The following is a 25,029-nucleotide window of genomic DNA, read 5'->3' as shown; positions in this document are numbered from 1 at the left end:
ATGTCACTGATCAGTATCCATGGCGCTTACCTCTCATTCAGCGATGCGCCGCTGTTGGATAACACCGAACTGCACATCGAAGAGGGCGAACGCGTCTGTCTGGTGGGCCGTAACGGTGCCGGTAAATCCACATTAATGAAAATCATCAACGGCGAGCAACCGCTGGATGATGGCCGCATTATTTACGAACAAGATTTGGTGGTGGCACGTCTGCAACAGGACCCACCTCGCAACATCACCGGTTCAGTCTACGATTTCGTCGCTGAAGGCGTTGCGGAACAGGCTGAGCATCTGAAAGCCTATCACGCGATTTCTCATCTGGTGATGGAAGATCCTAGCGAGAAAAACCTCAACGAAATGGGTCGTCTGCAAACCATTCTGGATCATCAGAATTTGTGGCAACTGGATAGTCGTATCAATGACGTATTGCAGCAGATTGGTCTGGAAGCCGACACCGAGCTTTCCTCACTCTCCGGCGGTTGGTTGCGTAAAGCCGCGCTGGGCCGTGCGCTGGTGAGCAATCCGCGCGTGCTGATGCTCGATGAACCGACTAACCACCTCGATATTGAAACTATCAACTGGCTGGAAACCTTCCTCAAAACCTTTACCGGCAGCATCGTGTTTATCTCGCACGACCGTTCGTTTATCCGCAATATGGCGACGCGTATTGTCGATCTCGACCGCGGTAAACTGGTTTCATGGCCGGGCGATTACGATCAATTCCTGGTGGGTAAAGAAGAAGCACTGCGCGTCGAAGAGATGCAGAACGCGGAGTTTGACCGCAAGCTGGCGCAGGAAGAAGTCTGGATTCGCCAGGGCATCAAAGCGCGCCGTACCCGTAATGAAGGCCGCGTGCGCGCATTAAAAGCGCTGCGTCGTGAACGTTCAGAACGCCGTGATGTGATGGGCAAAGCCAACATGCAGGTTGGGGAAGCCGCGCGTTCAGGCAAGATTGTGTTTGAGATGGAAAACGTCAACTACAGCGTGGATGGCAAAACGCTGGTGCGTGATTTCTCTACTCAGGTGCAGCGCGGCGATAAGATCGCCCTGATTGGTCCGAACGGCTGTGGTAAAACCACCTTACTGCGCCTGATGCTGGATGAGTTAAAAGCCGACAGTGGTCGCGTGCACTGCGGGACTAAGCTGGAGATCGCTTACTTCGATCAGCACCGTGCCGAACTGGATCCGGATCGTACCGTGATGGATAACCTCGCGGAAGGTAAGCAGGAAGTGATGGTGAACGGCAAGCCGCGCCATGTGCTGGGCTATCTGCAGGACTTCCTGTTCCATCCGAAGCGTGCGATGACGCCAGTGCGTGCGTTATCCGGTGGTGAACGTAACCGCCTGTTATTAGCGCGTTTGTTCCTGAAACCCAGCAACCTGTTGATTCTCGATGAACCGACCAACGACCTCGATGTGGAAACGCTGGAGCTGTTGGAAGAGCTGGTGGATGGTTATCAGGGCACCGTGATGCTGGTGAGCCACGATCGTCAATTCGTCGATAACACCGTGACCGAGTGCTGGATCTTTGAAGGCAACGGTGAGATTGGAGCCTTTGTCGGTGGCTATCACGATGCACAACTGCAGCGCAGCGCCTACAAGCAAACCAAATCCGCCACGGTGAAAACCCCCTCGGCTGCACCAAAAGCCGCGGATAAAAATGAGCCAAAACGCAGCGCAAACAAACTAAGCTATAACCTGACACGTGAACTGGAACAGCTGCCGCAAAAACTGGAGCAACTGGAAACGCGTATTGGTGAACTGCAGGCGAAGATGAGCCATCCAGACTTTTTCAGCCAGCCGCATGACAAAACTCAGCCCGTCTTGGATGCCTTAGCGCAGACCGAAAAAGAGCTGGAAGTGGCGTTTGAACGCTGGGAAGAGTTAGAAGCGCTGAAAAACGGCGCGTAACACAGAGGACGTCAGTATGTGTGCAACGGATCAGGCGCATCAGTGGATTCTCTGTCCACAGTGTGATTTAACCGTAAAACTGCCTGCCGTGCCGGTGGGCAGTCGCGCGCGCTGTCCACGTTGTCATACCACGCTGACGGCTAACTGGCATGAGCCGCGAAAACGTCCCACCGGGTACGCTTTCGCGGCGTTGTTTATGCTGGTGTTGGCGAATCTGTTTCCCTTCATCAATATGCATGTGGCCGGGCTGAGCAGCCAAATCTCGCTGCTCGATATTCCCTCGGTGATGGACCGTGAAGATTACCGCAGCCTGGCGACACTGTTCCTGCTGTTCGTGCAAGGAATTCCTGCGTTTTGCATGATCACCATTCTTCTGTTGGTGAATCGCGTGCGAATGCCGCACAGCTTGCGTCTTGGGCTGGCGCGTATTTTATTCCAGCTACGCAGTTGGGGCATGGCCGAAATCTTTATGGCGGGCGTGCTGGTGAGCTTTGTGAAACTGATGGCTTACGGCGAAATTGGCCTTGGCAGCAGTTTCTGGCCGTGGTGTCTATTCTGTGTATTACAGCTGCGCGCATTTCAGTGCGTAGATAGGCGCTGGGTGTGGCAGAGCATTGATCCACTCCCGGCATTGCCGATGGTGCCGCAAGCCGGAATCAGTGGGTTGAAGCAGGGACTGCGCAGTTGTCCTTGCTGTACCGCTGTCTTATCTGTCGGGCAGGCTGAGTGTCCCCGCTGTGGCGTGGTCGCTGCACCGCGACGTAAGCACAGCTTGCAATGGACGCTGGCGCTCTTGATCACCTCGGTGATGCTGTACATTCCCTCAAACATTATGCCGATTATGGTCACCGAGACGCTCGGCTCGCAGTATCCTTCGAACATTATGGCCGGGGTGATTCTGCTGTGGAGCGATGGATCCTGGCCAGTGGCGCTGGTGATCTTTATCGCCAGCATCATGGTGCCTTCACTCAAGATGCTGGCGATTGCCTGGCTATGCTGGCATGCCAGCGGTCGTGGTCAGCGTGATGATGAGAAAATGCACGTGGTGTATGAGGTGGTGGAATTTGTTGGCCGTTGGTCAATGATTGATGTCTTTGTCATCGCTGTGTTATCCGCGCTGGTGCGGATGGGGCAGCTGATGAGTGTTTACCCTGCGCCAGGCGCGCTACTGTTTGCCATGGTGGTGATTCTTACCATGTTTGCAGCGATGACGTTTGATCCGCGCCTGATTTGGGATCGATTACGGGAAACTGAACGAAAGGAGCCGCGTCTTGACGGACAACCATCACGGGACTGCTAAGGTCGACCAGATTAAACGCTGGTCACCGGTCTGGATTGTACCCATCGTCACGCTATTCATTGGTGGCTGGATTTTATTTTATCATTTCAGCCATCAGGGCCCGGAGGTGACATTGATCACCGAAAGCGCTGAAGGTATTGAGGCCGGAAAAACCACCATTAAGAGCCGCAGTGTCAATGTTGGTGTGGTGGAAAGTGCGGTATTAACTGACGATCTGCACCATGTGGAGATCAAAGCACGCCTCAATTCTGGTATGGAAAAACTGTTGCATGGCGACAGCGTATTCTGGGTGGTGAAACCGCAAATCGGGCGCGAAGGGATTACTGGTCTCGGCACATTACTTTCGGGTGCCTATATTGAATTGCAGCCAGGCACGAAGGGTGATCAACCTGAGCACTATCAACTGCTGGATGCGCCACCTCTGGCACCGCCGGATGCCAAAGGCATTCGCATCACACTCGACAGTAAAAAGGCCGGACAGCTAAATGCGGGCGATCCGGTGCTGTTCCGTGGCTATCGCGTGGGTACGGTTGAATCCAGCACCTTTGATACCGATAAACGCATGATGACCTATCAACTGTTCATCGCCGCCCCTTACGATCGTCTGATCACTACCAACGTCCGTTTCTGGAAAGACAGCGGCATCGCCGTCGACATGTCTGCCTCCGGCATGCGGGTGGAAATGGGTTCACTGACTACGCTGTTTAGCGGTGGCGTAAGTTTTGATGTGCCAGATGGCGCGGAGCTGGGGCAGATCGCCGAGAATAAAGCGGAATACCATCTGTTTGACGATCAGCGCAGCATTCAGGATTCGTTGTATACCACCCACACCGATTTCCTGCTGTTCTTTACCGATTCGATTCGTGGCTTGCAGGTAGGCGCACCGGTTGAGTTCCGCGGCATTCGTCTGGGGACTGTCTCGCAAGTGCCTTACACCATTCCAGGTGTCAATCAGGCGTTGAATAACGATTATCGTGTTCCGATATTGATTCGCATCGAACCGGATCGCTTTATCAGCCGTCTGGGCGGAGATTTCAACCTTGAGCAGCATCTGCAGGATGGCAAGAAGCGAGGTCTGCGCGCCACGCTGAAAACCGGTAACCTGTTGTCGGGTGCGCTGTACATCGATCTGGACTTCTATGACAACGCACCGGCGTATAAAGGTCCAAATGAGATTGCGGGCCTGGAGGTGATTCCAACGGTCAGTGGTGGATTGAGTCAGATCCAGCAGAAGCTGACGGCAGCGCTGGATAAGATCAACGGTCTGCCATTAAATCCGATGATTACCGAAGCGACAGGCACCCTGAAAGAGAGCCAGCGTACGATGCAGCAACTGCAGAAAACTCTGGATAACCTCAATCACATCACTGCCAGCCCGGCGATGAAAACGCTGCCAGAAGATATGCAGCATACGCTGCGCGAGTTGAATCGCAGCATGAAAGGCTTGCAGCCGGGTTCACCGGCTTATAACAAACTGGTGGGAGACATGCAGCGACTTGACCAGGTGCTGCGCGAATTGCAGCCGGTGCTGAAAACGCTCAATACCAAGAGCAATGCATTGGTGTTTGAAGCCAAACCGGGCCAGGATCCCCAGCCAAAGAGGGCGAAACAGTGAAAAAAGGGCTGATTATTGGTGCGATGCTGCTCCTGGCAGGTTGTAGCAGCACCATCGAAAACACCTATTATCAGCTGCCTGCGGGCAGCAACGTCGCGCGTGTAGACAGCGCATCCAGCGGCAACCAGCCAATGATTTGGGTCGAGCAAGTGTCGGTGCCGGATTATATGGCAGGGAACGGTTTGGTGTATCAAACCAGCGATGTAAAGTATGTGATTGCTGCCAATAACTTGTGGGCCAGTCCGCTGGATCAACAACTGCAACAGACATTGATCAGCAACCTCAGCAAAGCGCTACCGGGCCGAATTGTTGCCAGTGCTCCGCTGGGTGAAAGCCATGATACTTTAACGGTGAATGTGACCGGTTTCCAGGGTCGCTATGATGGCCAGGTTGTGGTGAGCGGAGAATGGCTCCTGCAACATCAAGGGCGCTTAATCAAACATGGCTTTAATCTGACTCTGCCGCAAAACGAAGATGGCTATGATGCGCTGGTGCGGGCTCTGGCTATCGGTTGGCAGCAAACGGCACAACAAATCGCAAAAAGTGTCATTTCGCTAAATTAAGATTTGTTCGATGCTTATGCTAAGTCCCTGATTTGCCGTTGTGTGACGGACATCAAATCAGGGGCTTTTTTTATCGTCTTATCAGCCAGATATACACGGAATTGACAATTATAGATGTCGTTTTAACGTCAAAATGATGACATTGGCGTGAATTTTGCGCATTGATCTTTCTTCTGCTTGGGGTTAGAACATTACTGTGGTTGAACATTATATCGCCACTCTTTCTTTCCACCCAGAATCCACCAGACCTGAAATGAGGGAATCGAGGCATGAAGAGACAGAAAAGAGACCGCCTGGAACGTGCACATTCACGAGGCTATCAAGCGGGTATTACTGGCCGCTCAAAAGAGATATGCCCCTATCAAATGATCGATGCGCGGTCTTACTGGTTGGGAGGTTGGCGTCAAGCCATGGAGGACAGGTCGGCGGTGGCCTAGCACTGTCGGATGTCCATAAATGAAGGAAGAAACCTCCGCTGAATGCGGAGGTTTTCGTTTGGGAAATTAGAAAGCAGAGGTGTCTTTAAACAGACCCACTTTCAAATCTGTCGCGGTGTAAATCAGGTTACCGTCAACGAAGACTTCACCATCAGCCACGCCCATCACCAGCTTGCGGTTGATCACGCGCTTGAAGTGAATTTTATAAGTGACTTTCTTCGCGGTTGGCAGTACCTGACCGGTGAATTTCACTTCGCCCACGCCCAGTGCGCGGCCTTTACCTTCAGCGCCTAACCAGCCGAGGTAGAAACCAACCAACTGCCACATGGCGTCAAGGCCGAGGCAGCCAGGCATGACCGGATCGCCTTTAAAGTGGCAATCGAAGAACCACAGGTTAGGGCGGATATCCAGTTCGGCTTCCACAAAACCTTTGTCAAATTTACCGCCGTCTTCGGTCATCATGACCACGCGGTCCATCATCAACATGTTATCAGAGGGAAGCGGCGGTCCATTTTCGCCAAACAGTTCACCGCGACCTGAGGCAACCAGGTCTTCTTTGCTATAGGATTCGCGTTTATCTACCATGTTCTCAATATGCCTTCTTTTAGTGAAGCCCGAATATTAGCGAACAGTTGTACGCTGGGCAAATCAATCAGCTGTGGTTGAACCAGTTGAGCCAGCGGAATGGCCACGGACGATGACGAATTTCCTGCTGGTTAAGCTGTGCAATACGTTCCTGAATGGTATTGAGCAGTGACTCGCCGCTCTCACTTTGCCATGCTATACCGGTTAATAAGGGTAACGCTTCATCCACGCTTTCGATTGCCCAGATGTGGAATTGCTCTTGCTTCACCGCATCGACCACAGCTTCGCTGAGGCTCAAATGGCGCACATTGCTGGCTGGCAGAATAACGCCTTGTTTACCTGTCAGCTCGCGTGACTGGCAAATGTTGAAGAAGCCTTCGATTTTTTCATTCAGGCCGCCAACAGGCTGCACGTTACCAAATTGGTCCACGGAACCGGTCACCGCAATATGCTGGCTCAGTGGCTGATTGGCCAGTGCGCTAATCAGCGCGCAGAGTTCGGCCAGTGAGGCGCTATCGCCATCCACTTCGGAATAGGATTGTTCAAACACTAACGAGGCTGAGAAGGGCAGCTGTTGCTCGAGTTCAAGTTCAGCGATCAGATAAGCTTGCATAATCATCATGCCTTTCGCATGAATATTACCGCCCAGCTCGGCTTTACGCTCAACGTCAGTGAATTCACCATCACCTGGATGAACAACACAGGTGATACGTGACGGCTCGCCCCACGGACGCGGATGACCTGGAAACTCCACCACCGACAGACCGTTAATCTGTCCCACCACTTCACCTTCAGTTTCAATCATAATCTGATTGAGCAGAATTTCGTCACGCATGCGGTCAGCCAGGTAGCTTTCACGCCATTCGCGTGCTTCCAGTGCTTCTTTTAATGCTTCAGCATTGATGACGTCACCGTGCAGCGCGGTTTCCTGCAGCTGACGGCGTAACCAGCGCGGGCAGAGCGGCAGGGTTTCTTGATCACCCGTGAAGCGAACCGCCTCATTGATCAAGAGCGGCCAGAAATCGGCTGCAGGCTGGTCCAGACCGGCTTGTTCAGCTTGCGTGAGCGTCCACTGGCACCAGAAGGTCATGTCCTCTTCATCGTTGATCTGCAGGTTCTCTTCGAACTCGCTGTACAGTGCCATTTCATGCACTTCTGCATCCAACTCCTGGAAGCTGGCTAACGCATCACGATCGCCACACAGTACCAGGCGTAGTTGCAGCGGCAGGGAAGGGATGGCCACTGGCAACGGTTGGCGTTCGTCCTGCGAATACCAGTCAAAGCGGCCTTGCTCGATGCACTTACGCAGACGCAGCCATAGCAGTGGTTGAGCCAGTAGCGTATTCACGGAGAGGATTAAAGTGCCGCCATTGGCTTGATGAATCAATCCTGGCTCGGGCTGGATACGATCTTTGTACTGACGCACACAACCAAACAGCTGTTCTGCTTCAATCCAGTCGGCAAAGTGAACACCGCCCTGACTGGTGAAGGGCCGGTTAGCATCGCTGGGCGGCATCAGGCTGACCGTGTCGCCCATGACATGATAGTCACCGCCATACAGCGCGATCTCTTCAGGCTGGAAGCGCTGTGCGGCTTCGGCGATGCATGCGAGATAATCGCTGTTTTCCTGACTGCGTAATAGCAACAGAGGAAAACCTAAGGTTTGATGATGCAAATGCGCCAGCGCATTCAGCAGACGCGGCTGAACCGCGGCAAGACTATCGCTATCTTCCAGTGAGACGTTTGAGAAAATGGATTGGTAGCGGATGCTATCCGGCTGCAGGGCTTGCCACGTAATTTGAGTGCTGGTCAAAATATTCGCATTAGTCAGATTTAGGAAAAGCGCGATTATACAGGAATCAACCTTGTTAAGCACTGCGGAGTTCCAGCCCGAAATGTGATGACCGCTACATGTTTTTCCTTGCTGCATCCGGGAAAAAAGCTGTTATTCTTAGTTTGTTACGTGATCACGATGAGATTCCGATGAAATACCAGCAACTCGAAAATCTTGAAAGTGGATGGAAGTGGAAATACCTGGTGAAAAAGCATCGGGAGGGTGAATTGATCACCCGTCATCTTGAGCTTAGCGCCGCGCAGGCTGCGGTGGATGCCTTACTGGCGATGGAAAATAGTCCAGTAGAGGTAGCGGAATGGATAGCTCAGCACATTCACCCCGATCTCGAGAACCGTCTGAAGCAGACTATTCGTGCGCGCCGTAAGCGGCACTTTAATGCGGAACATCAGCATACGCGTAAGAAGTCGATCGATCTGGAATATCTGGTGTGGCAGCGTCTGGCAGGATTGGCGCAGCGTCGCAGCAATACGCTATCAGAAACCATTGTGCAGTTGATTGAAGATGCCGAGCGCAAAGAGAAGTATGCCAGCCAGATGTCAACGCTTAAGCAGGATCTGCAGGCGATTCTGGGTAAAGGCGGATCAGAGAACGAATAGCGCTGATGTGTGCACTATGATGGTGTTGTGAGTCAGTTGAAAAGAGATAAAAAAAACCCCGCCAGAGCGGGGTTTTTTATTGCGTGATAACTTAAGCCTGTGGCTGAGTTACAACGTCTTTGATACCTTTCACGTCGATTTCAACGCGACGGTCTGGCGCCAGGCAGTCGATCAGGGCATTACGGCCTTTCACGCTGTCACAGGTGTTGCCAGTCACTGGGTTAGATTTGCCCATACCGCGTGCAGAGATCTTGTTAGAAGGGATACCTTTAGAAACCAGGTAATCAACTACAGACTGAGCGCGTTTCTCAGACAGTTTCTGGTTGTACTGCTCTGAACCGATACGGTCAGTGAAGCCCAGTACTACAACAGAACCGTCTTTAGGATCCATTGAGCTCAGCTGGCTGTACAGCTGATCCAGAGCCTGCTGGCCTTCTGGTTTCAGAGTCGCTTTGTTGAAGTTGAACAGTACGTCAGACTTCAGAGTGAAACGCTTGGTTTCAACAACTGGCGCTGGAGCAGGTGCTGGAGCAACAACTGGTGCTGCTGCTTCATCCTGACCGAAACGGTAAGAAACGCCGACGCTCAGCATGCTGTTGTCTGGACGCGCACCAACGGTACCTGCGTCACCGATGTTGTTAACCCACTGATAGTCCAGGCGAGTCGCCCAGTTTTTGGTCAGTGCGTATTCAACACCAACAGCAGCCAGCGGAGAAACGCCGGTGTCGTGGTTGCTGATACGGTCGCCAGTGTTCAGATTGGCCTGCTTAGAGTCTGCACGCCATACCATGCCGCCCAGACGGGTATACACGTCCAGATCGTCAGTGATTGGGTAGCTCAGTTTAGCTGCCAGCTGAACGCCTTGTGCTTTGAATGCGCCGTTAACTTGGTCGCCTTTGTTAGGCATACGGCCTAACCAGTCGTAGCCCAGCTCGAAGCCCAGGTATGGGTTAGCCTGGTAGCCCAGGAATGCACCAGCACCAAGCTGAGATTCGTGAGTTGGACCGTTGTTGTTCTCGTAACCGTTACCGTAGTAACCAGTATCGTGATACTGAGACCAGCCCAGTTTAGCACCGGTGTACCAGGTGTTATCTTTAGGAGCGGCCTGCGCTACGGTAGCGAAGCCAGCCAGTGCCACTGCAATTGCGATAGCTGTCTTTTTCATTTTTGCGCCTCGTTATCATCCAAATAGGCAATGAGCAAAAAGGTTGCTCTTTGTGTTAATCCTTCGCCGGGTCTAAACGCTCGCTTTTGACTCTACCGAAAAAACGGAGGTTATTGAGCACCCTGGCGAGATAAAGTCTACAACGAGATTGGAAAGTTACAAGTATGATGTGAGGCCAGCCAGCAAAAAAACAGGGATTTATACACACATTTTAACAAATCACATGGCAAAATCTTCGCCAGCGAATTGAGAAAATGCGGCTAAACCATTGTCAAAGCTGGCGGGAAAAGAATCAGTGGCTTAGCAGTATCCTTAAGAAAAAAAAGCGTGAGAAAATTCCTGGTTTTACTTAATGAAACAAATCCGACGGAATTTTTGGCGTATTTGGTTGTCTGGACAAGACGCGATCGTGACCTTGCGGACGCATAATCAAACCCAGTGCCTCACCTTCTGCCGCTGCCATTTCGAGTTCAAACCTTTCTTCATCATTCAATTCGTACGGAATCCAGGCCAAAACCACACTATAATTTCCCGTGCGCAGAGCCTTCACCATACTTTCCACTGTCGTGAGTCGTTCAGATTCGGTGATATGCATACTTTTCTCAAGCGGTAATCCTGACTGCTGCATCCAGTTGCGATTCAGCTTATGCGCTGGTGTTAACCACAGCTGCCAGCGGGACTGTTCGCTGAGTTGCTTTAACACCGGCAACAGCAGTAACTGCATCATGCCAGGTTGTTCGCTGTAACGTAGTTCAGTAATTCCACCCAGAGAAGGCTGCGTCAGGCTTGAAGAAGCAAAACGTTGAGAACGATCAGCAAGGCCAGAGAATTGAGTACGCATGTTTTAATCACTCAGTAATGAACTGTATGGATGTACAGTAATGTCTTCCTGGATAAAGATCAACCTCAATTTCTGAAAACACCTCGCAAATTGTGCACAACGCACACAGCAAATGCTTTTATTCATTGAACAGCTAATCGGTTTTTTCTATCTTCTAACCAGATGAAAAACCAGGATTTTAAGGAATTTTCTCGAATGAGAATTCACGGAAAGGAGCTGTAATGAAAACCAACAATCCACTCGTTAAACAATCCAAAACACAGCTGGCGCCGCTGGGAAAGATCGAATCCCGAACGCAATTTGGTGGCTATGCACTGACAGTAGAAAAGGTCATTTTTGCATATATCAACGAAGACGCGCTTTACCTGCGTGCCAGTGAGGCATTGCAGACTTACCACACCCAACGTGCTCTTGAACCGCTGGTCTATCGCAAACGCGGCATACCGGTGCAACTGAATTACTTCAAGGTGGATGCAAAGCTTTGGCAGGACCCTGAGCAACTATTGCGGTTGTCGGCCAGTGCGCTGCACGCAGCACAGCATGAGTTAGCAAACCGGATAGTGACCTTACGGCTGAAGGATCTGCCTAACCTTAGCCTGCGCATGGAGATGATGCTGCATAAAGTTGGCATCAGTTCAGTGAAAGTGCTGCATGAAATGGGATCGCGCCAAAGCTGGCTCAAACTGCGTGCCGTTAACAAACATATCGGGCTGAAAACGTTAATGGCATTGGAAGGGGCGATTTCCGGACATCACCAGGCAGCATTGCCAGCAGCGATCAGAGATGAGCTCTACGCGTGGTATGTCAAAACGCTCCACCCCAAAAACGCGGTGGAGCAACGTTAACTTAATGACTGGATAATGTGCGGCGCAGGCGGGCAATTTCTGGCAGCAGGGCAATCAGTAAACCCAACTGCTGCATCACCAGCGGCGCCTGCACGTCCGAACTGTTTTTGATATCACTTAATTGCTGCATCACCTGCTGCTGCATGGCTAATGCCTGCTTGTCGTCAACGCGTTCAATCTGCAGCACATCTTCAACAAAACATACTGCATCGTCTAAAACTTTGAGCAATGCGGGATCAGTAAGCCGTTCGCGATGCGCGCCCAGCGCTGAGATGTAGCTCAGGAAAGAGTGATTCAGGCACAGTAACCGGAACGCGTTTTCACGCAGCGGTTGCTGCAGCTTAAGCTCGCTACTCATGTTCGAGACCACCGATGCTAATTCCGCATCGGCATTATGAGCATCACGGCGCGCCACACGATAAGCCAGACGATTATCTTTGCCCTGATGATATTGTTCCAGGATAGCATCGAGATAACGACAATTGGCATTCAGTGTGCGATCCGCCACGGCGCTAATTTTGCGAAAACGCCAATCGGGCCAGACAAATGCCACTGCCAGCCAGGCCAGTCCGCAACCTAACAGTGTGTCAACAATGCGCGGCAACGCCACCTCAAAGCCTTCGCCCAGCAGGTTAAAGCAGAGCAGTACCAGCAAAGTGATGAACAGTGTGGCTTGCGCATACTGAATCTGACGAAAGGCAAAAAACAGCACGCCACTTAGCACGATGAGAATCAGTTGCCCTTCAATAGAGGGCACTAACCACAGTACCGGTAAGCCAATAGCGATACCCGCTAGTGTTCCACCAATACGTAAGGCGAGCCGGCGGCGAGTGGCATTGTAGTTAGGCTGGCAGACAAACAGACTGGTGAGCAAAATCCAGTAGCCGCGATGAAGACCGGTAATCTGAATAAAAGCGTAGCCCACGCAAAGCACGAGGGACATGCGTACAGCATGGCGGAATAGTGCTGAACCTGGACTCAGATGACGGCTTAGCCGTAACCGGATATCCGCCCATCCGCTCAGCCCTTCACGCGAAAGATGGTTATCTGCTGAGGCAGGTGGTTCGGCCAGCGCTTGTTCAGACTCAATCGAGGCCAGTTGCGCATCAATCGCACGCAAATTACGCAGCAGCCAAAATAACGCGCGGATGTGAGAATCCTGCGGATCATTCTGTTGCAATCGTTCCAAAGCTGTTTCCAGCCGGGAGAAGGTGCGCTCAAAACTGCTGTCATGATGCCATGGCTGGCGTAGCAGGATGCTCTCAGCCAGCTTGCGACAGGCTTGAGCTTGCATATTCAACAGGCGCTGAAAGCGGAACAGCACCTCGTTATAGCGCCAGTCATCACGCAGCAGGTGATATTGCAGATGGGATGAGCTGGCGCGTTCGTGAATATCCTGCGCGACGAAATAGTAGTGTAAACTGCGACGTGTGCTGCGCGATCCACGGTCGCCACGCAAGCGACTCTGAATAGTGGTTTTCGTCTGATTGAGTTGCGCCACCAACTGGCTGTTCACCATCGCCGTGGCAATGGTATTGGCATCATCCTGTTCACCAGCATCGGGATCGAACAAATTAGCCTTGGCCTCCAGATAACCCGCCAGCTGAGAAAAGCTGGCCGCCAGTTGCTCCTGCACCGGCCGTACCGGGAAAATCAAATGACCGATAAATGTCAGCAGGTTGTACCACAGCGCACCAATCAATAGCAGGGCGGGCTGCATCCACCACTGAGGGAATAAGCCAATACCCAACATGGTATAAACCGCAATGAGCAGCGCACCAAATGCGATAGTGGCATAGCGCTGCCCCAGAGCGCCAAGCAAAATGAAGCCCCAGCTCGAGAGCGCCAAACCGATGGCAAAGGCCCACGGATAGGGAAACAACAACTCAACCGATACCGAAGCGATGCAGAAACAGACCAGCGTAATCATCAGATTGCGCAGGCGGCCAGTCCATCGATCATCCAGATCGGCCAGCGCAGCCGCCACCACGCCGAGCGTCAAAGGAATGGTCCACTCTATTTGCTGCAGCCACCAGGGAACGGCGGCGCACCCTGCCAGCGCGAAGAAGATGCGCAATAAATAACGCAGGCTGCTATTGAACAGATAACGTCGCCATCCCGGCATCGCGTTCAGAAGCATCAATCGTCCACCTTAGTATCGACGACGCGCATTCGCTTCACGCGCGGCCTGAGCCTCTTCCACCGAGACCACACGGCGGCCTACGGGCCAGAGTGCGATAGCGGCAATTTTGAAGTTAGCGATACCGACGGGGATACCGATGATGGTCAGGCACTGGATGATGCCGGCTGAAATATGCATCAGACACAGCCACCAGCCGAAAAACACCAGCCAGAAAATGTTGAGGAAGGTTCCGCCCGCATTCAGCACGTGGCTTTTACTGTCAGGGCGCAGCACATCGACATGCACCGCTTCATTACCAAAGGGCAGAAGTGAAAGTTTAGTGATTTCCCAACAAGATCGCGTTAAAGGCAGGGTAAAGATAAGCACAATGCTGACAAGCGTGGCAAACAGCCAGCTTAGCGTGGTGAACACGCCACCCAAAACGAAGTTAAGAATATTCAATACGGTGCGCATAACACGATTTTCCTTTTGCAATCCGCAATATGTGTCGCCCAGTTTAACGTGTTTTAAGGCTGGAGCGCCAAGGGTCTGACAGGTAAACTGCGCGATAATTGAATTGCACAAGACGGTGCGGACATGGAACTGAAAGCAACATCAATGGGCAAACGTCTGGCTCAGCATCCTTATAATCGGGTGCGTCTGCTGGCCGCTGGCGTGGAAGTCAGTGGCGATCGTCACGAATATCTTATCCCGTTCAATCAGTTAATCAGCATTGCCTGTAAACGCGGCATGGTTTGGGGAGAGCTGGAATTTCACTTGCCAGAAGATAAGGTTGTACGCCTGCACGGCACGGAATGGCAGGAGACGCAGCGTTTCTTCCACTACTTGCAGCATGCCTGGCAGCAGTGGAGCCAGGAGATGAGCGAAGTCAGTGCACAAGTCTTGATGGCTCTGGAACAGGAGATCATCGCCTTCACGCAACAGGATCGCTGGTTAAAGCGCAGCGAACTGGCTACGGTAAAAGAGAGCATTCAACGCCAATTTTCCGCCTTACCGTTGCCACTCTCACGCATGAATGAGTTCGATAATTGCCGTGCGCGCTGGCAGTTTTGCCAGCAGTGGTTAGAGCAAGGTGAAACCGCCATTCGCCAGCGCAACCGTGAATGGACGACGAAGGTCATCAAGGACTACCACGAATTTTTCTCCACTGTCGAAACCACGCCGCTCAACGCTTCCCAGTGCGAAGCGGTGGTCAACGGTGAAGACGCCTTGCTGGTGCTGGCTGGCGCGGGAAGTGGTAAAACCTCGGTGCTGGTGGCACGCGCTGGCTGGTTGTTGAAACGCAAGCTGGCACAGCCGGAGCAGATTCTGTTGCTGGCGTTTGGTCGCCAGGCGGCCGAAGAGATGAACGAGCGTATTCAGCAGCGCTTAGGTGAGAGTGCGATTCAGGCGCGAACGTTTCACGCGCTGGCATTGCACATCATCCGCGAAGGCAGCAATAAGCAGCCGGTGATCAGCAAGCTTGAAAGTGACAGCAAGGCGCGGCGGCAACTGCTGATCGACACCTGGCGCGAACAGTGTAATAGCAAAAAAGCGCAGGCGAGCGGTTGGCGCCAATGGTTACAGGATGAACTGGCGTGGGAGGTCGCTGAAGGCCCATTCTGGCAGGATGACAAGTTGGCGCAACGGCTGGCCTCACGCATGGAGCGCTGGCTGGGGCTGATGCGTATGCACGGCGGTGCGCAGGCCGCCATGATTGCCGATGTGCCAGAAGAGTATCGCGATAATTTCAGTAAACGCGTGAAACTGATGGCCCCGCTATTAAAAGCCTGGAAGGGTGCGTTGAAAGAAGAGGGGGCAGTCGATTTCTCCGGGCTGATCCATCAGGCGATTGCCATTATCGAAAAAGGGCGCTTTATCAGTCCGTGGAAGCATATTCTCGTGGATGAGTTTCAGGATATCTCGCCACAGCGCGCCGCTTTATTGACTGCGTTACGTCAGCAGAATAAGCGCACCAGTTTGTTCGCGGTAGGCGATGACTGGCAAGCAATATATCGTTTCAGCGGTGCCGAGATGAGTCTGACCACGGCTTTCCACCACTACTTTGGAGATGGCGATCGCTGTGTTCTGGACACCACCTATCGTTTTAACGATCGCATCGGTGAGATTGCCAACCGCTTTGTGCAGCAGAATCCCCATCAGCTGCGCAAGCCGCTCAACAGTCTGAGCAAGGGGAATAAGAAGTCAGTCACGCTGCTGCCGCAGGAGCAACTGGAACCGTTGCTGGATAAATTAAGTGGCTATGCGAAACCGGAAGAGCGCGTGCTGATGCTGGCGCGCTATCACCATTTGCGTCCGGGCATCCTCGATAAAGCGAAAACACGCTGGCCGAAATTGCAGATCGATTTCATGACCATCCATGCCAGCAAAGGGCAGCAGGCTGATTTTGTCATTATGCTGGGGCTGCATGAGGGGCGCGATGGCTTCCCCGCTGAGGCACGTGAATCGATTATGGAAGCGGGATTATTACCCCAGCCGGAAGATTTCCCGGATGCTGAAGAGCGGCGGTTGGCCTATGTGGCCATTACCCGTGCACGTCAGCAGGTATGGATGTTGTTTGATAAAGATCGGCCTTCCGTTTTTGTCGAATACTTCCGCGAATTGGGCGTGCCGCAAAGTCGGAAGACCTGAACATTACGCTTTCAGGCGGTCGGCAAGATAGCGCTGATAATCGGGGATTTGGATCTCAAACTGCTGGGCAAACATCGGTGCCTGAATAATGAAATCTGCGGTGGCGCGATTGGTCGCCACCGGGATATTCCACACGGTGGCCAGACGTAACAGGGCTTTGACATCGGGATCGTGCGGCACCGCATTTAACGGATCCCAAAAGAAGAACAACACATCGATTTTCCCTTCAGAGATTAAAGCCCCCACTTGCTGATCGCCGCCCATCGGGCCGCTTAGCATGGCGTTGACGTCTAAACCGGTGTGGCGATTAATCAGATTACCGGTGGTGCCGGTGGCATAGAGCACATGCGGTTGCAGCGCGCTCTGGTTGGCTTTGACCCACTCCAGTAGTGTTGCTTTGCAGTGATCGTGGGCAACGAGGGCAATGTGTTTCTGAACGTTAAGGGTACGAACGGTCTGCTCCATAGGGCTTCCTGTTTCTTCTCATGCATTAATTTTAAGGCATGAGTTTACCCCTGACATTTCAACACTATCAACTTGCGCGTAAGGTTTTCATCCAACTGATAAATCTCAGGCGTGTAGCAGCATCAAAACGCTGAAACCACTGTTGCAGATAAGGTAACTCCCCCGCATCCTGCCAGGCAAAATCGAGACTCATCTGGGCATCCGAAGCACTCACCGATTGCAGCGCAAAGCGAGGAACCGATGCCGCCTGGGCAGTACGGTTATAATTCAACATGGCCTTTTCCAGATCGCTATCACTACCCTGTGGTAAGCGATCGCGCACGCTGGTGATTTCATTGCCTCGTTCATCAATTAGCTGGAAATTGAGCGCCTTATCGAACGTGCTGCGTTCCCGGCGGTTGGCCAGAGCGGGTAAACGAATCGCGACTGAGGTGGCACTCGCATTGAACGTGACGATCATCGGCACCGACTGAAAATGCGTGGCATCCGCACAAGGTTTTTCAACGCGAAACAGGAATTGATGCTGCCCACGCTCCAGCTCCAGGCTGTCCGCGCCTTTCAGCAACGAGCCTGAGATTTTGCGACCATCGAGCACCAGCAAATCGATTTCAGGATCGAGTTTCAGGGTGATGGCATGGCAGGATGCCGATACGAGTAACACGAGTAAACTCGTAACAGCCAAAGACAGCTTCATTTCAACTCCCGGAGGATGGGGATTAAGGGTGATGTGTAGCAAATTATTACATTATGGCAGTAAATTTACATTTTCACATATTTATTCGTGCTGAGGCGCAAAGTTTTTATCCGAGGGGCTTGCACTGTGTCACGCAATGGCAACTACACTCAGGCGAACGAACAAGGAGAAAAAAATGAATGATCAAACGATTCGTGATGTGTTGAGCCGAACCAAACGCATTGCATTGGTCGGGGCGAGCGATCGCGCCGATCGCCCAAGCTATGGTGTGATGAAGTTTTTGCTTGATCAAGGTTATGAGGTTATTCCGGTGAGTCCAAAACTGGCGGGACAGCAATTGCTGGGGCAGACCGCTTACGCCACGCTGGCAGAAATTCCGGGTAAAGTGGATATGGTAGATGTGTTTCGCAATGCTGAGGCCGCGTGGGGTGTGGCACAGGAAGCGATTGCCATTGGTGCCGATACGCTGTGGCTGCAATTGGGCGTGATCAATGAACAAGCGGCAGTGTTAGCAAGAGATGCCGGCATGACGGTGGTGATGGATCGTTGCCCTAAAATTGAAATTCCGCGCCTGGGCATAGCGCCCCTGGCGCAGTAAAACAGCAACGGCGACCAAGGTCGCCGTTAGCATTAATGGCGCAGGCTGGGTGCCTGCAACTGCTGCCGGATAGAAGCGGCGAGTTCATCCATCGAAGGTTGCTCAGGATGCTCATACGACGTTTCACCTGCTAACTGAATTTCGGCGACATAGGTGTGTACCTGTTCGCCTTCTTCATCTTCCATCACCACGTGATACCAGGGTGCGGCACGCAGGGTTTCACTGGCGGCCACATCATCCTGTTCGGGTTCATCGAGTGAAAACTCCGGATCGACATCCACGATAACGCCGAGCACCCCGGAGAGACGGTGACGGACCTGCTGTCCAATTCCAAATTTACTGGTAATCATTGTGCCTCCCAAAACTGTGCCCTGTCTCTAATATGGAGGCAGGGTGCAGATTTTCAAGTCACAGCACGCGGCAGGCAAATCCTTTCAGATAAAGCCCTTCAGGATAGCTCGCGATCACGGGATGATCGGCTGCCTGACGGAACTGCTCAACAAATTGTACATCACGACCCGCATCCACTGCGGCATCGGCGATAATTTTCTGGAACAGATCGGTGGCCATCAGTCCAGAACAAGAGAACGTCAGCAGAATGCCGTTAGGATTGAGCAACTGCATCGCCAGCATATTGATATCTTTATATCCGCGACAGGCGCCCATCAGCTGGTTCTTGTTCTCAACAAACTTCGGCGGGTCCATCACAATGACGTCAAACTTTTCGCCGCTGTCACGATAGCGACGCAGTAGTTTGAACACATCATCACGAACGAACTGTGCACGCGATAGATCGAGGCCATTCAGCTCCACGTTCTGTTTTGCCACATCCAGCGCATCCTGTGACGTATCCACGCTGATCACTTCACGGCAGCCGCCCATCAAAGCTGACACGGCAAATCCACCGGTGTAGGAGAAACAGTTCAGCACACGAGCGTTCTCAGCGTAGCGGCGCGTGGCAAAACGGCTGTCACGTTGATCAAGGTAGTAACCGGTTTTATGGCCACCCTGAATATCGACCAGCAATTTCATGCCATGTTCGGTAATCGGCAGTAGTGGCGGAGGCAGCTCGCCGGTCACCGGACCTTGTGTCAATTCCAGTCCCTCTTTTTTGCGCACGGCAACATCAGAACGATCGTAAATAGCGCAAGTTGGGAAGCATTGCTGCAAAGCAGAGAGAATCGCCGGACGTTGATATTCAGCTCCGGCAGAAAGCAGTTGCAGCACCATAAAGTTGCCGAAACGGTCAATGGTCACGCCAGGCATGCCGTCCGATTCACCGGCAATCAGGCGATAGCTATCAAGGCCATCGCGCTGCGCCAGCCATTCGCGCCACTGCTGCGCTTTTTCGAAAGCACGCACAAAAAAGGCGATGTCGATTGACTCATCCTGCTGCCAGCTCCAGACGCGTGCGCGAATTTGTGACTGTGGGGAATAAGCGGCACGGGCCAGCCATTTACCATTGCTGTCGCAGACATCAATGGTTTCACCAGACTGGGCTTTGCCTTCCATACGGGCAACGGCACCTGAGAACACCCACGGATGGCGGCGGAGCAGGGATTTTTCACGTCCCTTAGCGAGAATCAATCGAACAGTCATGTTTGCTATGCTTACCTGAAAAAATGAGGCGCCATTTTCCGGTGGATGGCGGCAAATTGCAACGCACAATGGGGAGATCGCCATGGCGAACACTTGCTACAAAATTTGGGTGCACGGTATTGTGCAAGGCGTGGGCTTTCGTTATTACACGCAGTCACAGGCCAATAAATTAGGCGTTACTGGCTATGCGCATAATCTGCGTGACGGCAGTGTTGAAGTGCTGGCCGCTGGCGATGAACAAAAAGTGGATGCGTTAATCGCCTGGCTAAAAGCAGGAGGGCCGACCAGCGCTCGGGTTGATAAAGTGCTGGTGGAACCTCATCAACCCACGCCGATGCCCACGCGATTTACGACTGGCTAATTACAAACACTTGGCAGGTTTTGGCAAACCGGCAATTTTAGTGGCTTGTTTTGCCGGACCTTCCGGGAACAGTCGGAACAGGTAACGGCTATTGCCTTTTTCCTCGCCATATTTCTGCGCCATGGCTTTCACCAGCATGCGCACCGCAGGGGAAGTATTGAACTCCTGATAGAAGGCGCGCACAAAGTGCACCACTTCCCAGTGAGCCTCACTCATCACAATGGATTCATTCTCCGCAATCACCGCAGCGAGTGCTTCGCTCCAGTCCGCACTATTTTTTAAGTAGCCTTCCGCATCGGTGGCGATCTCTTTACCGGCAAAAATCACAGTTATTCCTCACAGCATTAAGGCGCGTATTGTAAGTTCGCCTGCGGTAAAAAAGCAAAAACCCCGCCGAAGCGGGGTTAGTCGTGTTAACTGCAATGACTTAATCTTTGCTGGCGAAACCTAACAGGCTCAGCAGACTGACAAAGATATTGTACAGCGAGACATACAAGCTCACGGTGGCGCGGATGTAGTTGGTTTCGCCACCATGAATGATGTTACTGGTTTCCCACAGAATCGCACCCGCAGAGAACAGGATAAACAGCGCACTGATCGCCAGATGCAGCGCTGGCAGTTGCAAGAAGATATTCGCCACAACCGCAACCAGCAGCACCACGAAGCCAGCCATCATCATGCCGCCGAGGAAGGACATGTCACGACGTGTGGTCAGGACGTACGCCGAGCAGCAGAAGAACACCAGCGCCGTGCCGCCCAGCGCCATGGCAATCACATCGCCCATGCCCGCAGCGAGGAAAGAGCTCAGAATGGGACCGAGGCAGTAACCGAGGAAGCCAGTAAAGGCGAAGGCCGCCAGGATCCCTGCCGGGCTATTTGCCAGACGATAGGTCAGGAACATCAGACCGTAAAAACCGACCAGCATCAAAATTAAGCCCGGAGAGGGCAGAGCAAACACGGTGCTGAGCGTGGCGGTGACCGCGGAAAACGCCAGCGTCAGGCCCAGTAAGAAGTAGGTATTGCGCAGCACTTTGTGGGTGCTGATCAGCGATTGCTGCTGTGACGAGCTAATTATTCTATCCATCATGCGCTCCATTATAGAGAGAGAACACCAAATATGGCCTGAGGATACGCAACGGCTCCCAGACAGCAAAGTCGTTTTACCCATCTTTACGCGATAAATTGCTGTTTCGCTGAGCAGAATGGTGATTTTAACAGCGAAAAAATGGATTTTGGCTGTTTTTCAGGCGAACGATTCAATCCACGCTTTACATCGTTCGGGGGGATGTTTATAGTGCGCCTCATTGCGGAGGGGTGGCCGAGTGGCTTAAGGCAACGGTCTTGAAAACCGTCGATGGGAAACCATCCGAGAGTTCGAATCTCTCCTCCTCCGCCATCACTCTTGCAGAGTGAAGTGACAAAAAGATTTCCGGAGGGATGGCCGAGTGGCTTAAGGCAACGGTCTTGAAAACCGTCGATGGGAAACCATCCCAGAGTTCGAATCTCTGTTCCTCCGCCATACTAAAGAAGCCCGCAGAAATGCGGGCTTTTTGCTTTTCTGCTTTCCTGAATTCCGAAAAACATCCCGTTGCTTTTCAATCTGCTGCCGTAACCCGACGGCACGCGCGTTTACTGCTATATTCCATTCACGGTTTTTGTAAACACCTGGCGATTTTCCGAGGCAAGCTGGGTTACACTGTGCGGTAATTCGCTCAATGGCGAGCTAATCGTCTGAATGCCAGAGTGTTTCACTGATGAATTATGGAATAGGCACAATGATCAAGAAACTGAGTCTTTGCGCGTTGTCAGTTATCGCTGCGCTCCCGATCGGTATGTCTGCTTACGCGGCAGATGGAGATATGCAGTTACAGCAAGTGCTGATGCTGAGCCGTCACAATCTGCGCGCACCGTTAGCCAACAACGGCAGCGTGCTGGAACAATCCACTAAGAAGAATTGGCCGCAGTGGGATGTGCCCGGCGGCGAGTTAACCACCAAAGGCGGCGTGCTGGAAGTCTACATGGGTAACTATACCCGCCAGTGGCTGGCACAGCAGGGCCTGGTGGAAAGCGGCACCTGCCCGGACAGCAGCAACATCTTCGTCTATGCCAATAGCCTGCAACGTACGGTAGCGACCGCGCAGTACTTCATTACCGGTGCTTTCCCGGGCTGTGATGTTTCCGTGACGCATCAGGATGCGATGGGAACCATGGATCCTATCTTTAATCCGGTCATCACTGACGGTAGCGACGCATTCAATAAGAAAGCGCTGGCGGCGATGACGGCTGCGAATGAGAAGCTGGCGCTGAAACCGGCTTTCCAGCAGTTAGAAAAGATTGTTGATTATAAATCTGCACCGGCCTGTAACGGTAAAAAACAGTGTGATCTGAGCAGCGGCGATAACACCTTCAGCGCGGAAAATGGCAAAGAGCCTAACGTGAACGGGCCGCTGAAAATCGGTAACTCCCTGGTCGATGCCTTCACGCTGCAATATTACGAAGGTTTCCCCGCCGATCAGGTGGCCTGGGGACAGATCAAAACCCCTGAGCAGTGGAAATCTCTCGCAGCGATCAAAAATGGTTATCAGGATGCGCTGTTTACTTCTCCCGATGTTGCACGTGAAGTGGCCGCACCGCTGGTGGATTACATCCGCAGCCAGTTAGTGGATCAAGACAAAGCGAACGCACCGAAAGTCACGGTGATGGTGGGGCACGATTCGAATATTGCTTCACTGCTCAGCGCATTGCAGGTTAAGCCATACGAGCTGCCGGGCAACGATGAGAAAACGCCTATCGGTGGTCAGGTGGTGTTTGAGCGTTGGCACGATGCTAAAAACAATAAAGACCTGCTGAAAGTGGAATACGTTTATCAGACCGCAGAACAACTGCGTAATGCCGATGTGCTGAGCCTGAAAAACCCGCCGAAGCGTGTCACGCTGCAACTGGCAGGCTGCGATGCCGATGCCAATGGTTACTGCAGCTGGGATCAGTTTGCTACTGCGTTGAATACTGCTCTGCAGGGCACACCGCTGCAGCCAGCTGCTCCGGCTCCGGCAGCGCAGCCAGCGGCACAACCTGCGCCTGATGCCAATGACGACGCTAAGGCCAAAGCAGATCAAGCCGCGGCTGATAAAGCGGCCGCCGACAAAGCCGCAGCAGATAAAGCAGCAGCGCAGAAAGCGGCTGATGCTAAAACCGCTGAAGAGAAAGTGAAGGCGGATAAAGCGGCTGCGCAAAAAGCAGCAGAGGATAAAGCGAAAGCCGAGAAAGCCACCGCGCAGAAAGCGGCGGAGGACAAAGCGAAAGCCGATGCCGCTGCAGCGCAAAAAGCACAGTCAGATGCGACGCCAGCCAAGCCGGAAGGCGAGGCGGCAAAACCGGCACCTGCCAGCAACTAACGTTGCTACCATGGAAAAACCCCGTCGCGACGGGGTTTTTTATTTGCGTTAACCAGCCACGACCACCAGTTTTTGATTCGCAAACTCCTTCAGGCCAAGATCGGACAACTCGCGTCCATAGCCTGAGCGTTTCACGCCACCAAACGGCAATTCTGCGGCGGTATCGCTTTGGGAATTAATAAACACCATACCTGTCTCGATCTGCGATGCCATGTTGCGCCCACGCAGGATATCGCGCGTCCAGACTGAACCGCCTAAGCCATAGTGCGAATCATTGGCCAGCGCGACGGCGGTGCGATCGTCAGCCACCACATAAACCTGTGCGACGGGTCCAAAGAACTCCTGGTAATAGGCAGGATTTTGCGGCGTAAGGCCGGTGAGTATGGTCGGCTGATAATAACAACCCACGCCTTCAATCACTTTGCCGCCCAGTTCAACATGCGCACCCTGCTTAATCGCATCTTCAACCTGCTTCACTAAACGGTCGCGTGCCTCTTTCGATGAAAGCGGACCCAGCGTGGTGCTCTCATCCAGTGGATCCCCCGGTTTGGCCGATTGCAGGGCCGCACTAAACTTCGCCATAAACTCCGTCGCGATTTTTTCGTGCAGGATAAAGCGTTTAGCTGCTGTACACACCTGACCACAGTTGCTCAATCGTGCCTGCACGCCCTGGCGCACAGCTTCGTCGATATCGGCATCGTCCAGCACCACGAACACATCATTGCCGCCTAACTCCAGCGTGGATTTTTTCAGATGCTTGCCTGCTTGTTCCGCCACGGCGCTGCCGGCACGTTCAGAGCCCGTTAGCGCGACACCTTGCACGCGCGGATCGGCAATCAGATCGGCGACCTGTTGATTCGAGATAAAAAGATTAGTCCATGCACCCTTTGGCGCCCCCGCTTCTTCAACCAGTTTTTCGAAGACATCCGCACAGTGCGGCACAATGTTGGCATGTTTTGCCAGTACCGGATTTCCCAGTGCCAGATTCGGTGCCAGCACACGCATCAGCTGGTAATAAGGGAAGTTCCAGGGCTCGACGGCCACCACCACCCCTATCGGGTGATATTCAAGCCAGGCATCGCCCACCGTACTGGGATAGGGTTGTGCCTGTAACAAGTGAGCCGCATGTTCCGCATAATATCTGGCGATCTGTGCGCAAATTTTTACTTCACCTCGGCTCTGTCCGATTAACTTGCCCATCTCACGACTCGCAATCTCCGCTAATTCATCAACGCGTTGATCAATCAAATCGGCCAGTCGGTGCAGCACCTGCAGGCGTGGCTGCATATCGCCTTTGCACCACGTAGAGTGGTAGAGTTCGTCAGCCGCGCTGAGTGCCTGCTGCATAAAGGTGTCATCGTGATTAGGCCAGGATTTCAGCAACTGATTATTGGCCGGATTGATGCTTTGGTAGGCTGACATAAAGGGTT

24 protein-coding genes and 2 tRNA genes are annotated in these 25,029 nt (G+C 52.8%); 13 read left to right on the top strand and 13 right to left on the bottom strand.

What is annotated here, in order from left to right; translation table 11 throughout:
* The 5 genes from VI01_RS18775 to rmf all read left to right on the top strand — a co-directional run bounded on the left by VI01_RS18775 (position 1) and on the right by rmf (position 5,826).
* A complete protein-coding gene (locus tag VI01_RS18775) occupies positions 1 to 1,911 on the top strand; it encodes an ABC transporter ATP-binding protein (protein ID WP_038647766.1) in 1,911 nt (636 codons plus the stop codon).
* Between the two features lie 16 nt (positions 1,912 to 1,927).
* Positions 1,928 to 3,211, top strand: coding sequence for a membrane integrity-associated transporter subunit PqiA (pqiA, locus tag VI01_RS18770; protein ID WP_045816250.1), 1,284 nt, complete (start codon positions 1,928 to 1,930; stop codon positions 3,209 to 3,211).
* Positions 3,183 to 4,826: an intermembrane transport protein PqiB gene (gene pqiB, locus VI01_RS18765; RefSeq protein ID WP_045816249.1), complete on the top strand. Its 1,644-nt coding sequence runs from the start codon at positions 3,183 to 3,185 to the stop codon at positions 4,824 to 4,826. Before pqiA ends, pqiB begins: the two co-directional genes overlap by 29 nt.
* Complete coding sequence (gene pqiC / locus VI01_RS18760; RefSeq protein ID WP_045816248.1) at positions 4,823 to 5,389, top strand: membrane integrity-associated transporter subunit PqiC; 567 nt, start codon at positions 4,823 to 4,825, stop codon at positions 5,387 to 5,389. The genes pqiB and pqiC overlap by 4 nt, the downstream gene beginning before the upstream one ends.
* Positions 5,390 to 5,658: 269 nt before the next feature.
* Positions 5,659 to 5,826 carry a ribosome modulation factor gene (gene rmf, locus VI01_RS25025; RefSeq protein WP_007887362.1) on the top strand — a complete coding sequence of 56 codons (168 nt, stop codon included), beginning with the start codon at positions 5,659 to 5,661 and terminating at the stop codon, positions 5,824 to 5,826.
* A gap of 66 nt (positions 5,827 to 5,892) precedes the next feature.
* Here rmf and fabA read toward each other — a convergent pair whose 3' ends face one another.
* On the bottom strand, positions 5,893 to 6,411 hold the full coding sequence (gene fabA / locus VI01_RS18755; protein ID WP_045816247.1) for a bifunctional 3-hydroxydecanoyl-ACP dehydratase/trans-2-decenoyl-ACP isomerase: 519 nt from the start codon (positions 6,409 to 6,411) through the stop codon (positions 5,893 to 5,895).
* 67 nt (positions 6,412 to 6,478) lie between these two features.
* A complete protein-coding gene (locus tag VI01_RS18750; RefSeq protein ID WP_045816246.1) occupies positions 6,479 to 8,341 on the bottom strand; it encodes a Lon protease family protein in 1,863 nt (620 codons plus the stop codon).
* Between the two features lie 53 nt (positions 8,342 to 8,394).
* Here VI01_RS18750 and matP point away from each other — a divergent pair, with 53 nt between their 5' ends.
* Positions 8,395 to 8,862 carry a macrodomain Ter protein MatP gene (gene matP, locus VI01_RS18745; RefSeq protein WP_141399037.1) on the top strand — a complete coding sequence of 156 codons (468 nt, stop codon included), beginning with the start codon at positions 8,395 to 8,397 and terminating at the stop codon, positions 8,860 to 8,862.
* Between the two features lie 91 nt (positions 8,863 to 8,953).
* On the opposite strand, the gene ompA is transcribed toward matP, so the two are convergent.
* Positions 8,954 to 10,027 carry a porin OmpA gene (ompA, locus tag VI01_RS18740; protein ID WP_045816245.1) on the bottom strand — a complete coding sequence of 358 codons (1,074 nt, stop codon included), beginning with the start codon at positions 10,025 to 10,027 and terminating at the stop codon, positions 8,954 to 8,956.
* A gap of 349 nt (positions 10,028 to 10,376) precedes the next feature.
* Positions 10,377 to 10,868, bottom strand: a complete 492-nt coding sequence (gene sulA / locus VI01_RS18735) for an SOS-induced cell division inhibitor SulA (RefSeq protein ID WP_034820439.1) — start codon at positions 10,866 to 10,868, stop codon at positions 10,377 to 10,379.
* 221 nt (positions 10,869 to 11,089) lie between these two features.
* On the opposite strand from sulA, the gene VI01_RS18730 reads away from it, so the two are divergent.
* Complete coding sequence (locus VI01_RS18730; protein ID WP_045816244.1) at positions 11,090 to 11,713, top strand: TfoX/Sxy family DNA transformation protein; 624 nt, start codon at positions 11,090 to 11,092, stop codon at positions 11,711 to 11,713.
* 1 nt (position 11,714) lies between these two features.
* Here the strand turns inward: VI01_RS18730 and yccS are convergent, their stop codons facing one another.
* Both yccS and VI01_RS18720 read right to left on the bottom strand, forming a co-directional pair.
* Entirely contained in the window at positions 11,715 to 13,853 is a 2,139-nt protein-coding gene (yccS, locus tag VI01_RS18725; RefSeq protein WP_045816243.1) for a YccS family putative transporter, read from the bottom strand.
* A gap of 12 nt (positions 13,854 to 13,865) precedes the next feature.
* The gene (locus tag VI01_RS18720; protein ID WP_034820431.1) at positions 13,866 to 14,309 is read right to left on the bottom strand and encodes a YccF domain-containing protein; all 444 of its coding nucleotides are present in this window, start codon (positions 14,307 to 14,309) and stop codon (positions 13,866 to 13,868) included.
* 123 nt (positions 14,310 to 14,432) lie between these two features.
* Between VI01_RS18720 and helD the strand changes: the two genes are divergently transcribed.
* Entirely contained in the window at positions 14,433 to 16,487 is a 2,055-nt protein-coding gene (gene helD / locus VI01_RS18715) for a DNA helicase IV (RefSeq protein ID WP_045816242.1), read from the top strand.
* 3 nt (positions 16,488 to 16,490) lie between these two features.
* On the opposite strand, the gene VI01_RS18710 is transcribed toward helD, so the two are convergent.
* Complete coding sequence (locus tag VI01_RS18710; protein WP_034820416.1) at positions 16,491 to 16,952, bottom strand: methylglyoxal synthase; 462 nt, start codon at positions 16,950 to 16,952, stop codon at positions 16,491 to 16,493.
* 67 nt (positions 16,953 to 17,019) lie between these two features.
* Entirely contained in the window at positions 17,020 to 17,646 is a 627-nt protein-coding gene (locus VI01_RS18705; RefSeq protein ID WP_045816241.1) for a DUF2057 family protein, read from the bottom strand.
* Between the two features lie 175 nt (positions 17,647 to 17,821).
* Here VI01_RS18705 and VI01_RS18700 point away from each other — a divergent pair, with 175 nt between their 5' ends.
* Positions 17,822 to 18,244: a CoA-binding protein gene (locus VI01_RS18700; RefSeq protein ID WP_045816240.1), complete on the top strand. Its 423-nt coding sequence runs from the start codon at positions 17,822 to 17,824 to the stop codon at positions 18,242 to 18,244.
* Between the two features lie 32 nt (positions 18,245 to 18,276).
* Here the strand turns inward: VI01_RS18700 and hspQ are convergent, their stop codons facing one another.
* Both hspQ and rlmI read right to left on the bottom strand, forming a co-directional pair.
* Positions 18,277 to 18,594 (bottom strand): heat shock protein HspQ, encoded by a 318-nt coding sequence (gene hspQ, locus VI01_RS18695; RefSeq protein ID WP_034820407.1) that lies wholly within the window; start codon positions 18,592 to 18,594, stop codon positions 18,277 to 18,279.
* 58 nt (positions 18,595 to 18,652) lie between these two features.
* The gene (gene rlmI / locus VI01_RS18690; protein WP_038647742.1) at positions 18,653 to 19,843 is read right to left on the bottom strand and encodes a 23S rRNA (cytosine(1962)-C(5))-methyltransferase RlmI; all 1,191 of its coding nucleotides are present in this window, start codon (positions 19,841 to 19,843) and stop codon (positions 18,653 to 18,655) included.
* An 82-nt stretch (positions 19,844 to 19,925) separates the two neighbouring features.
* Here rlmI and yccX point away from each other — a divergent pair, with 82 nt between their 5' ends.
* Positions 19,926 to 20,204 carry an acylphosphatase gene (gene yccX / locus VI01_RS18685; RefSeq protein ID WP_038647740.1) on the top strand — a complete coding sequence of 93 codons (279 nt, stop codon included), beginning with the start codon at positions 19,926 to 19,928 and terminating at the stop codon, positions 20,202 to 20,204.
* Here yccX and tusE read toward each other — a convergent pair whose 3' ends face one another.
* Both tusE and yccA read right to left on the bottom strand, forming a co-directional pair.
* Positions 20,205 to 20,531 (bottom strand): sulfurtransferase TusE, encoded by a 327-nt coding sequence (tusE, locus tag VI01_RS18680; RefSeq protein WP_045816239.1) that lies wholly within the window; start codon positions 20,529 to 20,531, stop codon positions 20,205 to 20,207. It abuts the gene before it with no gap.
* A gap of 100 nt (positions 20,532 to 20,631) precedes the next feature.
* Positions 20,632 to 21,288 carry an FtsH protease modulator YccA gene (gene yccA / locus VI01_RS18675; RefSeq protein WP_034820380.1) on the bottom strand — a complete coding sequence of 219 codons (657 nt, stop codon included), beginning with the start codon at positions 21,286 to 21,288 and terminating at the stop codon, positions 20,632 to 20,634.
* A gap of 224 nt (positions 21,289 to 21,512) precedes the next feature.
* Between yccA and VI01_RS18670 the strand changes: the two genes are divergently transcribed.
* From VI01_RS18670 to agp, 3 genes are all read left to right on the top strand, one after another.
* Positions 21,513 to 21,600, top strand: a tRNA-Ser gene (locus tag VI01_RS18670).
* A gap of 35 nt (positions 21,601 to 21,635) precedes the next feature.
* Positions 21,636 to 21,723 (top strand) — tRNA-Ser (locus VI01_RS18665).
* A gap of 256 nt (positions 21,724 to 21,979) precedes the next feature.
* A complete protein-coding gene (agp, locus tag VI01_RS18660; protein ID WP_156149383.1) occupies positions 21,980 to 23,599 on the top strand; it encodes a bifunctional glucose-1-phosphatase/inositol phosphatase in 1,620 nt (539 codons plus the stop codon).
* Between the two features lie 48 nt (positions 23,600 to 23,647).
* On the opposite strand, the gene VI01_RS18655 is transcribed toward agp, so the two are convergent.
* Complete coding sequence (locus VI01_RS18655; RefSeq protein WP_045816237.1) at positions 23,648 to 25,021, bottom strand: NAD-dependent succinate-semialdehyde dehydrogenase; 1,374 nt, start codon at positions 25,019 to 25,021, stop codon at positions 23,648 to 23,650.
* Positions 25,022 to 25,029: the final 8 nt, after the last annotated feature.

This window comes from Pantoea sp. SM3 (assembly GCF_000963995.1).
GTDB classification, from domain to species: domain Bacteria; phylum Pseudomonadota; class Gammaproteobacteria; order Enterobacterales; family Enterobacteriaceae; genus Pantoea; species Pantoea rwandensis_B.
Note: the sequence above shows the minus strand (reverse complement) of the source record. Positions and strands in the feature narration are given on the sequence as shown.